Below are 11613 nucleotides of genomic sequence, written 5' to 3'. Positions count from 1 at the left end.
ACAGACAGACTTAGAACCATTCTCCCCAGACGTCCTGGCTACAATGTCTGGATGAAAAAAGTTGTTTCCACTTCAGCCTTTGCTGATTCTGAAACTGCCCGATATCGCTTGCGAGTCATCACCCACTACCATCGGTTTGGTTTGGCTGCCACTTTGTCTGCTTTTCCGGTTAAAAGAAGCACTTTGTTTCTTTGGCAGAAAACGTTAAAGGAAAGTAGAGGTAAATTGTCCTCCTTAATTCCCAAGACTACTCGCCCTAAAGTGTTTCGCCAGATGAACACCCATCCTCTGGTTCTAGCGGAAATCTGTAGGTTAAGAAAAACCCATTACCGCTTGGGTAAACACAAACTCTACCCTCTTGTTAAACGATATACCGATAGTTTAGGTCTTGTTGCTCCTAAGGAATCTACCATTGGCAAGATCATCAAACGGAATCGTCTCTTCTACGATCAACCCACCTTTGGTTACCATGATCCGGGGAGAAAGCAGCCTCAAAAGAAACAGAAAACGAGAGTAAACAAGGCTCCTAAACCAGAAACTGGAGGATATGTAGAGTTAGACACCATTGAAACCATTATTGATGGGATTAGGCGTTACACCATTACTGCTATTGATGTTAAGTTAAAGGTTGTCTACGCTCAAACCTTTACTACCAAACATGCCAGGAACGCTCTTGAGGTATTAAAGACCATTGCCAGTGTCCTACCGGTATCAATTCACACCGTCCAAACAGACAATGGTAGTGAGTTTGAAGGAGTCTTTGATCAATACTGCCAGCAACAAAAGATTAAGCATTGCTGGACCTATCCTCACTCTCCTAAGATCAACGGAGTAGTTGAGAGATTCAACCGAACGATCCAGGAAGATTGCCTTGATCAATATCAGGATGAAATGCTAGATCTTAAACTCATCAACCAGCGAATCAAAGAGTATCTTACCTTCTATCACCACGACCGAATCCATGAATCTTTAGCTGATCAAACCCCTTCACAAGTCATCGGTTACAATATCAATTACCAAACCCCGAAAAGTCCAATATGTGTGTAACCTGTACACCCAGGTGTTGTTTGAGGGTAAGTATGTTAAAATCTAGAGGTAGTTATAGGTTATTTTTACTGCCCAGATGAGTGAGAAGGCTCAGTCAGATATGGAACGAGAAAGACGAAGACAGGAAACTGTGGTTCAGGTTTTGGAAAACTCCGGAGATGCTTTGAGGGATGAGTTGAAAGGTATGTTTGTGACTGAGGAGAGGGGTGGTCAGACGGTCAATGTGATTAATCCGGATAGAAAAGCGAGTGATATGGAGCTAAGGACAATGATTGGTTTGGGCAAAAGAGAGGGAGTGGTGAGATTGGGGGTATTGGAGCAGAGAATAGGTCCAACGCCAGAAGAAATTGAGGAACGACAGGTGTTACGAGCGCAGGTGCATGCAGGATTCGTGAGAGAGATGGAGAATATTAACAAGAATGGTTTTCCAGTTAGAGGAGATGTAAAGGAGAGGATAAAAGCGAGCGTACCTGAGAGTTGGGAGGAGTGGACTCCCCCTCGAAGTGAGAGTGTGAATGAGAGTGAAAGCGATAACACTGGTAGTGATGACGGTGAAGAAGGACATAGGCCAATGACCGACGAGGAAATTGCGCAAGCTAGAATGAATATTGCTGTGCCTAACCAGTCATTAGATCCGGTGAGTGGAGATAGTGGGGGTGGTGGAGGTGGAGGTGAAACTGAAGGAGGTGGACGAGGGGGTGGCAACAGAAGGAATAATGGGGAAGGTGGTAGAGGGGATGGGGTGCCTCCACCCCCTGATGGTGGTAATGGAGAGAGAAAAGAAGATGATGATGAAGAGCCAATGGAGGAGCCTTATTGGGGAACGCCGTTTGATTGCGATAGCTGTGGAGGTCATAACGACGGAGGGTTAAGGTGTGGTAGTTGTTCGGAGATAAGAAAGGATGTGAGAGATAATCCTGAGATTATGAGAGACATCCAGAACTTTGAGGGAGAGTATTATGCGGCGATGGATGCATTGGCTGAAGATGGTGACGTTGGTCTGTTGATTGACTGGATGGCTGAGTATAGGGATAGAGGATATATGAATCGAAGTGTGAGAAGGAATGTGATGAGAGAGATAAGAAGATCAGGGAGATATGAGGAGTATGTTGGAAGAAGAGATGAGGTTAGAGCCAGAAGTGCGGTTGGCAGAGATAGTGGTTCAGTGGAGAGTGACTCTGGTGTGGTTGAGTTGCCTGCATCGCGTGAGGAATTGTTTGTTGAGGTTAGAAGGTTGGTAAGACAGAGATTGTCTAACTCAATGGATTTTGTAGACCCAAGTGAGCTGATGTCAGGAATTGGGGTAATTGATTTAGGTTTTGCTAGATATCGTGTTCCCGAGGTGATGGGGGCGTACAGAGAGGTGTTGGAAGCGGAGATTGGGATGCGAGTAAGGCTGCATAATGGCATGGTGGCGAGAAAAGGTGGGGATTACTCGACATGGGTGGAGAATTGGCAGGAGTTGATGAAAAAACCAGAGTGGGATCAGGTGGGTTTGAGGGTGCCCGATTATGTGGTTTTGGGTAGGATGCAAGAGGCTGGAGGATTTTCAGTGGCGTTAATGGATAGGGCATTGCAGTGGTTGTATACTGAGGTGGAGAGGGGGGGGTATGCTCCAGGTGGGGAGCTGACTGATGCGAGCAGAAATGAGGTGAGGCGTAGAATGATTCAAGCCTTTGGTGGAGGTAGCCCAGGAGTTCGCGACGCTTTGGATCTCGCTTGGGATTTTTGGCAAAGCCATGAGGCGGAGGCAGGATTGTGGCCTGGCCATCCTCTATATAATGCGGTAAATTTTAGACAGAAGTTTTTAGAGAAGGGTATATTACCGGTAGGTGAGTTTTTGAAGAGTGAGAGAGAGTCAGGGCCAGGTCGGTTTTGGGGAGCGCTTGATAGATTCTTGAGTGGAGCAGAAGGAGAGAAGTATGAAAGAGGTGGGGGAGACATTCCTAGGTTAATGAAGGATGGGTTTGAGTTGATGACTGTGTCAGGGCAAAATGGATGGAATTTAATCCGTGAGGGCAGATTGATATCTAGATTAGCCTTGTCCGAAATGGATAGATCGCCATACGAGAACATGGTGACTGCGGCAGTTGCTTCTAAGGGGGTATGGGAGATGGTGATCAAGATTCCCGAGGTTAAGCAACAAGAGTTAACTACTGAAGGTATGTGGGTTGGATGGAAAATTAAAATTGAAGCACTTAAAGCGCAGGGTGTGTTGACGCCTGAAGAGGCTGATTTGGTGAAGTTGTTGTATGCAAAATCCTTGTTATGGTATTACAGTCCGTATAACCAAAAGGCTAATCAGTTTAATGACCCAGGTAACGTAAGAATGGCTTTTCACAGAGCGCTTGATTCGGGTTTTTTTGCTTTGAGTAAGAAACCAGTGCCTGAAGAGTATGCGTCCAATGAACAATACGAGGAGGACATGGAGGCTTATGAACGAAGTGTGAGAGTAATGAGCGACTTTCGGAGGTACGCAGAATTGGTTTGGGGGAAGACCGTTTTGGTTTTTGGGTCGAGTAGGAATGAGGGTGATAGAAAGAAGGCTAAGCTTGAGCGACAAAGGAAATTTGATTCGAGAGCGGTTCCTTCAGCTGGCAGGTAGTTGGTGGTGATTAGTTTGTACACCATGACGGGTTGAGTAAGTTGTATTGGGGTTTTATGACCTACTAACTGGAGTTTGATCTCCTTCAGTGCCGGCTGGTTTGACTTTTCCTCCTGAGAGGATGTTGACGCTTGTGTCGATTTGCTCCTGCCTACCTCTAAGTTTACTGCTAAACCTAGGCAATCTTCTCGCTAACACCCCTCCTTCTTCAGTAGCTTTACCAATTAAGCCCGCCTCAGCTTTGTAGCCTGCGGTTAAAGATTCTATGGCAGCAGAACCGTAGGGGAATGGTTTGACTTTGAAGGCATCCATGACCATATCTACGAACTTAGGTGACATGAGGAGAAGAGCGAGGCCTATCAGGGCATACCACTCGGACGCTCCAGCGGCAACCGCGCTTCCTATTATAGGAAAATTACTAAGCCACTCAGTTTGAGGTGATAGGAGGGGGACGTTAGGAATTCTTTGGGTGTTTTCTATTAGGGACAGTGAGACATTCCCGTCTATTCCGGGGATTATGTTTGCTAAACCATTTAATGTATCCTGGATTAAGGAGGCGACTGGTTGGGTCATAAAATATCCGGAGAAAAGAAGAAGGATGGAGGCGACAGGGAAGACAATAATGTTAGCAACAAGGTTGGTAATCCAAGTACTAAAAACGTCATTCTTGCCGGGAAAAATACCGCTAAGAAGTATGAGGGGAGAAAGAACTAGGTTGATAAAGATGGTGACGTAAGCAGTGACAAGTTTAACAAATAGCTTAATGAGGGCGATAATGACGGCAATGAGTATGATAAGGATGAGAATTAGCCCTATGCCGGTAAAAGTAGTGAGTGCCATAATAATGGTAAATATGTTTCCAGATATTCCGGTGAGGGCTCCTAAGGTTCCAGGCACGCCGGCGTAAACAGCTAAAATTGTTTGGAAAATTGAGGTGAGGATTAGTCCGCCTCCTCCTGAGGCGAGGCCGCGGAATATATCATTGACGAACCCAAGTACTCCTTTGGATTCTCCAAAGACTCCAAAGCTGTCTAAGGTGTTGAGTATAAGATAGTAACCAACCCACATAAAGTCGATAAGTAGACCGACTATGGCATAGGAAAAGGTGATGAGGATGAGGGTGACTATTAGTTTAGGAAGAGCTAGTTGAATATTGGCAGCTGTTTGAGGGTTAATTTTGACACGGAACATGATCATGAAGCCGTAGATGACGAATGCGAGAATGAAGAAGAAGTAGGCTATGTTGCGGAAAGCTTTCCAGAGAGGTAGAAAACCTTCAAGACGGGCAAAGCCATATCCACCACCTTCTCCAGTGGCGTTTTGAGCGTATGCTGGTTGGGTTAGGCTATGTCTTTGGAGGTTGTTATTGATGTAGGCGATATATTGTTGGGTACTCGCCGGAGGGGTTGAGATTAAGTAGGAAATGCCACCACTAATTTGGGATATCATACCTGAGTTCGATGATGTGTTTTTGAATGTGGCATTATTTTCTTGAATGTAGGTGAGATAATTAAAGCCGTTGTTTTGAGAAATGGTGTCAACAAGGGACTCGAAGAAGTCTTTGATCATATCCTCATCTGCCTTGTTTTGCTCGCCATTTATCAGTTCATAGAGATGGAGGATGACAATATCTCCAAAGCCGCGGTTTTGACCCATGAAAGTTGATGTTTCACTCTCAGGATCGCATCTGCCGGCATACCAGGTTTCTAGATTGATAACATTGCCTTGGCGACTGTCGCAGAAATCTCTTAAGATGTCTTTAGTGTCTGTTTGAGCATGAGCGGGAATGGATAAGGTAAAAAACAGGCAGAGAGTGGTGAAAGTGAGAAGGATTTTCTTGAGCATCTGGGTTGATTATAACAAGATAATGAGAAGAAAAAGCTATGGTTGGTAGAGTGAACACTGATTGTCGGTGGCCATGGCTTCAAGATACCCCTGGTAGTAGCGGAACCAGAGACTACGTTGAGAGGTGAGAATGGGTAGAAGACTGTTGGAGATGGATTGGGCCTGGGAAGGACTAACCCAGATGGGAACGCAAAGCTGTTGTTGATTGACTTGGTCTGCGGAGCATGCACCTAAGACTCTCAGGATGTTGTTTAAGGTGCGAAGATAGGAGGCGGAGTAACCATATTCTTGAAGGGTTTCTAGGTCAGTTTTATTGTCTCGACAGTCGTTGGATATGGTGTCAGTAAAACAGGAAGTTTTGGAGGGAATGTCATGTCCGTACATTGTGGCACCGATATCAAAAGGAGCACATCCGAAGTGTTTAACATTGGTGCCGTCGCTGTGAATGCTGGTTAGCCCTCCGTTTTCGTTGAGAGCAACAGTGATGGCGAAGTAAGGATTTATAACTTTACCAGAACAAGAGGTGGAGAGGGCTGTGTCGACGACGTATGAAGAGCATGATCCGCCAGGACAGATGTTTTCGAAAAGATATTGTTTGACCTGACAGGCTGAGTCGGTTGATCCAGGAGTGGTGAGTTCATAGGGTTGGTTTGGTGTGGAGATGTATTGATCAAGTTGTTGGCAATCTTCAGGGTCACCAATTTGGAGAGAATCGGGACGGAGCCAGAAGTTTCGAAGTTTGCAGAGATCAATTTCAAGTTGGCCACCTTTGCGTGCGACTAGTCCTGTTTGGTCACCAGTTCCACCGGCTTGGGCAGAGAGGGTGACAGCTGAGTCATTGTCTTTACTAGCTTGATACTGAGCTTGTTTGGCATACATGGGATCTTCTGTGTATTCGGAAAACATTTCGGTAAAAGGTTGGGGTTGGGGGGTAAAGTCGCGAGTGAGCATTTGATGGTAGAGAGAGAGGTTCATATGGGAGGCCCAGTTGTATGTACCACTGGTGTCAGGCATACCAAGATACGGTTCGGAGATGAGGCGACTAATGTCTGTCATAAGGGGGTTGGCAAAGGTGATGATGGAACGACCGACTTGAGAACGAACCGGAAGGTCCGGGTCTCTTTGTCCAGGAATGCCACCTGTGGTATTGGTGATGTAAAGAGGAGGACAAGAGCCGGTGTTGATGTCGTAAGAGCAAGTATTGCCAGTTTCGTAGGTACAAGTGATATCTGATCCAGAGGTGGTGGGAGTGCCATAGTAAATTGAAGTCTCGGTGGGGATAAGAACTGATTGATCAAGAACGTCGGTATATTCTGATCCAGGAAGAGGAAGATATGGGTCTTGCGCCTCAAGCTTTTGAGGGTAGGTGAGGGGTGAAGAAAGAGTTGGGTCTTGATTTTCGGGATTGTAACAGGTGGTAGCTAGATCTGAAGCCCAGTCTGCTCCATATTCTGAGTTAGTGCGAGCAGCGGCTGCCATGTGAGTGAAGGATTGTTGGGATTCGGGGGTGAGGTTGATTTCGCCACTTTCTTCGTATTCGATGGTGTAATCTTTTGAGGTAGGTAGAGTGTCGGTTCTTAGGGTGTTTAGCCATTGAGGGCTTAGGGCGGTTAAGATGCCACTAACTTTATTGCTTAAGATATCGACTAGGGCTTGAATATATGGGAGATTGTCGGCGATGACCCCGGCTCGATTGCGGTTTTCTCCTGATAGGAAATCGGTAGGGTCTTTGTATTGAAGAGCAAGATATCCGCGCACGTTGTCGAAGTCGAAAGGGAGAAAGGCGTCGTACATGGCACGAGTAGTTTCAGGGAGCCTGTAGTAGGTTTGTTCAGGGGTAAGAGAATCAGCGGTTATGCCACAGCGATTGGGAACTGGAAAAAGGCGAAGACAGTCGGGAAGAATGTTCTCTAGTTCACTGATGGTGTAGGTCTGAGTGCTGCCACCTTGAGAATAGGCAAACTCGGAGTCAAAAATGGGAGGGTCTTGAATACGGAAGCGTTGGAAGAATTCAGCTTTGGCCTCAATTTGTTGACGGAGGCTTAATAGGCGCCACCAGGTACGAAAGGCTTCTTTGGGAGTATCTTCTGTAACAGAAAGTGGTTTATCGGCAAGGGCGTTGTAAGGGTAGCCGCGAGCTAGGTTGTCGATAGGTATAGATCGCCAGGCGGTGTGGTCTGGTCCTAAACCACCAAGTTGGAGTTGTGAGTAGTTAACAAGGAGTCGTACATCCATGTACTCCTGGGGGTCATTGGGCAAATTGGTGATGGTGGGTGGAATGCCACAAGAAGTTCGGGAGAGTGATCCTTGAGGCGTGAGAGTACATTGAGGTGCGTATTGTTCAAGAGCACTATGGACGTAGGGAACTCTGGATTTGCAGGTACCACCAGGTCGGGTGAGATTGCCGTCGTAGTAACAATCAGGTTTTTCTCTTTCGGTACAGCTTTCGGGATCAATTTCAAGTCCATCGGAGGTAAAGACCCGGCCGTTGATGTAGTACCACCAATCTATGAAGCCGTTGACGGTTTGGTCAAGACTAGCGTCATATTCTGGAGGACAGTGAGGAAGAATGAGAGTGGTGGCGGTTTCAATGCCAGGAGGGAGAGGAGTGTTTTGAAACCAATCAACTTGTTGTTTAACGGTTGGCGGAGGGTTGTTGGGATTAATACCCCAGCCTTCAAAATGGATGACATCCTTGCCACACATTTTTTCTTGTTGATAGAGGTGGACAGTGTTCCAAGCATAGGCTCCGCCACCAACAGTGGGAGTTAGCTCAAAAATATCGGAGACATTGTAATCCACATAAGGACATGTGCCTGAACGAGTAAATTCGTCCATCCAGGGATCGGCGTTAAAGACGCCATTGAAAAGATCTGGTGGAGCTGGGGCTAGGGGAAGGTCTTGCCGAATAGTTTGGGCAAAGAGGATGAATTTTTCGGCATATTCTCGCGCGCCTTGGCGGATGGAGGCTTCATCATTGGACTGGCCAGGGCTGCCGTACCACCAGTCGAGATTGTTAGTTTCGACGCTTAGGACAACAACTTTCAGACCATTAGGAAACTCAGTGTCGACAACGCTGTTAAGACTGTTGGCGTAGGCAACAATGTCTTCATTGGAGGTGTTAGCGGAAATGTCGACTCTTAAAATGGTGGGAACATTAAGATTTTTGATGGGCACTGAGTTAAAGGCGACTGGACCATCAATATCGATGTAGTTGATCACAGAGACAACACCAGTGTAACTTTGGGCAGCTATGACAGTGGTGCCCGCATTAGGAACAGCTATTTCAGGTCCAACGGTTCCCGCAGGGTTAGCTTGGGCAAAAACTGTGTTGGTGAGTAGAGATGTGATTAGTAGGGTGGAGAGGGTGGCGAGTAGATAACGCATAATTCATTTTAGCCTGGTTTGGGTAGAGGTGAAGATGGGTCTTGGGGTGAGAGCTGGTTTGGGGCTAAGGATTGGTGATGATTTGGAACTGGGTGACGGGAGCGCCGGTAAATTCTTGAATGAGGACGAGGATGATCCAGGCAGCAGCAATACCAATGACACCAATGATGGCGAAGGTGATGATTTTTTTGGCTTCGTCAACGGCTTTGGGGTTATCTGCGCCTGCTATCATTTTGGCGCCGCCTAAGATGATCATGCCAATGGCGACGAGGGTGATGATGGGGGCGATGATAGCTAGTAGATTAGTGATGATACATTTGAAGCCCTGGATGGTGGCAACATCGTTGTTGGGTCCAGCAACGCAGTTTGGGTCAATACTAGCCCAGTCTTGGGCATGAGCGGTGAAGTTTAGCTTCATGAGCAGATTGTAGCATGGCGGGATAACAAAAAAACCTTCCTGGTGGAAGGTTCTTTTGATTAACTTTGTTGAAAATAAAGTTATTCGATGGCAGGAAGAGAAAGACTGCTGATTTCACCGATTCCAAGGAATTGGACAACGACGGTGATGATGGCATAGGCAGCAGCAATAATGACTAAGCCGATAATGGCATTAGTGATTTTTTTCTGAGCTTCTTCGGTTTTGGTTTTATCTCCACCGGCGGTGATCCATTGAAGGCCACCAAGGATGAGATAGAGGAAGGCGGCGAGAGCGCCGATAACGATAGCGGCGTTAACTAGACCAGAGAGAAGGTTGCCAATGCTACTAACAGCGTAATCTGGTTCGGGAACACCAAGATCGGACTGGGCTTGTACTGGTTTGATAAGCGATTCAAGTAGTTTCATGCTTTGGATAAGATAATTAATGGTTAAGCTGATTATATTCAGATGGGTTTGACCCTGTCAAATGGGTCAGATTTCATCACCGATACCAAGAAAAGCTTTAACGACAGTGAAAATGGCATAGGCAGCGACGAGAATTACTAGGCCAATAAGGGCGTTGGTGAGGTGTTTTTGAGCGGATTCGACTTTTTGGGTATCTCCGGCTGAGGTGATCCAGTTGATACCACCTATGATGAGATAGATAAGGGTGGCAAGGGCACCAACGACAATGGCAGTGGTGACGAGGGTGCTGACAAGATCACCAACGTTGCTATAAGCAAAGAAGCCGGTGACTTGGCTATCAATATCTGATGTTTGAGCGTAGACGGGTTTGATAATATTCATGGTTTTAGTTGCCAAAGGTCCAATCAATATTAAGAATATTGATACCAACAACATCACTGACCACGGCCATGATGGCGTAAGAAGCGGCAAGAACGATAAGGCCGGTGAGTCCGTTGGTGAGGTGTTTTTGAGCGGATTCGACTTTGGTTTTGTCGCCTCCGGCAATGACCCAGTTGATTCCGCCAATAATGGTGTAAAGGAGGAAGGCGAGGCCGCCAACGACGACGAGGGTTTTCCAGAGCTGAGAAACATAGAAAGCTAAACCGGCTCCACCAGTAGTGTCGGTACCAAAATTTTGGAGGGCAGGGTTGGAGATGGCAGCGTAGGCGGATTTGATAAACATATTGTGGTTATAAGCCGAGTAGGCTGGCTGGATTTAATATATCAACTTCAAGGACTGTGCCAACAATACCGGCGATAGCGTAGGCGACGACGACGACGATAAGGCCTATGGCGGCGTCGGTAAGCTGTTTGGTGGCCTTTTGATGTTTTTGTTGGTCACCACCAGCGGTGATCCAGTTGATGCCGCCAATGACGAAGTAGATGAGGAAACCTAAACCAGCGATGGCAGTGAGTGCACCAAGAAGAGTGCTAATGAGGGTTTCAAGTGAGGTGCCAGCAGTAGCGGAGCTGATGTTTTGATGAGATCCCGGGCCGACAATATCACCTCCTTGGGTGAATGCAGCGTGAGCTTGGGGGATGAAAAGTTTGACTAGATTCATGATTATTAGAAATCAGTAATGGTTTTTATGGTTGGTTGTAGGATGTTAAAGCCTGTGCCAAAAAAGAGAGCACCAGCAATGTAGGTGATGATAAAGGCGGCGGCGACAACCACAAGACCAATGACAGAGTCGGTGATTTTTTTCATGGCTTCGCCAGTTTTATTGCTATCACCAGCACCGGTGATGTAGTTGAAACCGGCTAGAATGATTTGGACAAGAAACCAGATACCAGCAACGACAACTAAGAGATTAACGACTGAGTTAAATATTTTGTAGATATCGCTGGGTCCAGTAACAATAGAGGCGGGAGCTTGAATGGTGCCAATAGGATCGGTTTGAGCGTAAACGACGGGTATAAGGAGTTTGATTAGGTTCATGGTTAGAATAAGTTTTGAGAGTCACCAGCGCCGACCATAAAGAGAAGGCGGGTGATCCAGAAAGCGATGGCTGACAAGGCCAGTCCTACTAAGGCGTATGTTATCATATCGTTGACTTTTTTGGTTTCTTGGGCATTGCCTGCGTGACTTATATATTTGATGCCGGCAATGATGATAATAATGAAGGAGAGAATGCCAGTGACGATGGGAACGAAACTAACGATTGGGTTGAGGAAAGTAGAGAGAACGCCACCACTGCCTGGATTGGGAAGGTTTTGGGCAGCAGGAAACATGTCTTTAAGGTTGGTTTGAAAGGGATTGAGTTGAGCGTGGGCAAGATGGGGATTTGAGATAAAGAAGAGAGTGGTTAGTGGAAGAATGAGAAGTTTTTTTGTTTTCATGTTTT

11 protein-coding genes are annotated in these 11613 nt (G+C 46.4%); 2 read left to right on the top strand and 9 right to left on the bottom strand.

Features of this window, described 5'->3' with window-relative positions; translation table 11 throughout:
• The first annotated feature begins 51 nt into the window (after positions 1-51).
• Both MICH65_RS01100 and MICH65_RS01095 read left to right on the top strand, forming a co-directional pair.
• Positions 52-1047, top strand: a complete 996-nt coding sequence (locus MICH65_RS01100) for an integrase core domain-containing protein (protein WP_161931586.1) — start codon at positions 52-54, stop codon at positions 1045-1047.
• Between the two features lie 76 nt (positions 1048-1123).
• Positions 1124-3652, top strand: a complete 2529-nt coding sequence (locus MICH65_RS01095) for a hypothetical protein (RefSeq protein ID WP_161931585.1) — start codon at positions 1124-1126, stop codon at positions 3650-3652.
• A gap of 54 nt (positions 3653-3706) precedes the next feature.
• Here the strand turns inward: MICH65_RS01095 and MICH65_RS01090 are convergent, their stop codons facing one another.
• The 9 genes from MICH65_RS01090 to MICH65_RS01050 form a co-directional block, all read right to left on the bottom strand.
• A complete protein-coding gene (locus tag MICH65_RS01090; RefSeq protein ID WP_161931584.1) occupies positions 3707-5497 on the bottom strand; it encodes a hypothetical protein in 1791 nt (596 codons plus the stop codon).
• Between the two features lie 36 nt (positions 5498-5533).
• On the bottom strand, positions 5534-8884 hold the full coding sequence (locus tag MICH65_RS01085) for a hypothetical protein (RefSeq protein ID WP_161931583.1): 3351 nt from the start codon (positions 8882-8884) through the stop codon (positions 5534-5536).
• Between the two features lie 64 nt (positions 8885-8948).
• Positions 8949-9302, bottom strand: coding sequence for a pilin (locus MICH65_RS01080; protein WP_161931582.1), 354 nt, complete (start codon positions 9300-9302; stop codon positions 8949-8951).
• Positions 9303-9382: 80 nt separating this feature from the next.
• A complete protein-coding gene (locus MICH65_RS01075) occupies positions 9383-9727 on the bottom strand; it encodes a pilin (RefSeq protein ID WP_236870866.1) in 345 nt (114 codons plus the stop codon).
• A gap of 66 nt (positions 9728-9793) precedes the next feature.
• Complete coding sequence (locus MICH65_RS01070) at positions 9794-10108, bottom strand: Mbov_0395 family pilin-like conjugal transfer protein (RefSeq protein ID WP_161931581.1); 315 nt, start codon at positions 10106-10108, stop codon at positions 9794-9796.
• 4 nt (positions 10109-10112) lie between these two features.
• On the bottom strand, positions 10113-10451 hold the full coding sequence (locus MICH65_RS01065) for a hypothetical protein (protein WP_161931580.1): 339 nt from the start codon (positions 10449-10451) through the stop codon (positions 10113-10115).
• Positions 10452-10458: 7 nt separating this feature from the next.
• Positions 10459-10830: a pilin gene (locus MICH65_RS01060; RefSeq protein ID WP_161931579.1), complete on the bottom strand. Its 372-nt coding sequence runs from the start codon at positions 10828-10830 to the stop codon at positions 10459-10461.
• Between the two features lie 5 nt (positions 10831-10835).
• The gene (locus MICH65_RS01055) at positions 10836-11207 is read right to left on the bottom strand and encodes a hypothetical protein (RefSeq protein ID WP_161931578.1); all 372 of its coding nucleotides are present in this window, start codon (positions 11205-11207) and stop codon (positions 10836-10838) included.
• A 2-nt stretch (positions 11208-11209) separates the two neighbouring features.
• A complete protein-coding gene (locus MICH65_RS01050) occupies positions 11210-11608 on the bottom strand; it encodes a hypothetical protein (protein ID WP_161931577.1) in 399 nt (132 codons plus the stop codon).
• Between the last annotated feature and the right edge of the window lie 5 nt (positions 11609-11613).

It is taken from the genome of Candidatus Chazhemtobacterium aquaticus (genome assembly GCF_009936135.1).
GTDB classification, from domain to species: Bacteria; Patescibacteriota; Microgenomatia; order UBA1400; family Chazhemtobacteraceae; genus Chazhemtobacterium; species Chazhemtobacterium aquaticus.
Note: the sequence above shows the minus strand (reverse complement) of the source record. Positions and strands in the feature narration are given on the sequence as shown.

Coding starts and splice junctions, on each gene's coding strand:
- MICH65_RS01100 (WP_161931586.1), top strand. CDS start 52: ATGAAAAAAGTTGTTTCCACTTCAGCCTTTGCTGATTCTGAAACTGCC.
- MICH65_RS01095 (WP_161931585.1), top strand. CDS start 1,124: ATGAGTGAGAAGGCTCAGTCAGATATGGAACGAGAAAGACGAAGACAG.
- MICH65_RS01090 (WP_161931584.1), bottom strand. CDS start 5,497: ATGCTCAAGAAAATCCTTCTCACTTTCACCACTCTCTGCCTGTTTTTT.
- MICH65_RS01085 (WP_161931583.1), bottom strand. CDS start 8,884: ATGCGTTATCTACTCGCCACCCTCTCCACCCTACTAATCACATCTCTA.
- MICH65_RS01080 (WP_161931582.1), bottom strand. CDS start 9,302: ATGAAGCTAAACTTCACCGCTCATGCCCAAGACTGGGCTAGTATTGAC.
- MICH65_RS01075 (WP_236870866.1), bottom strand. CDS start 9,727: ATGAAACTACTTGAATCGCTTATCAAACCAGTACAAGCCCAGTCCGAT.
- MICH65_RS01070 (WP_161931581.1), bottom strand. CDS start 10,108: ATGAATATTATCAAACCCGTCTACGCTCAAACATCAGATATTGATAGC.
- MICH65_RS01065 (WP_161931580.1), bottom strand. CDS start 10,451: ATGTTTATCAAATCCGCCTACGCTGCCATCTCCAACCCTGCCCTCCAA.
- MICH65_RS01060 (WP_161931579.1), bottom strand. CDS start 10,830: ATGAATCTAGTCAAACTTTTCATCCCCCAAGCTCACGCTGCATTCACC.
- MICH65_RS01055 (WP_161931578.1), bottom strand. CDS start 11,207: ATGAACCTAATCAAACTCCTTATACCCGTCGTTTACGCTCAAACCGAT.
- MICH65_RS01050 (WP_161931577.1), bottom strand. CDS start 11,608: ATGAAAACAAAAAAACTTCTCATTCTTCCACTAACCACTCTCTTCTTT.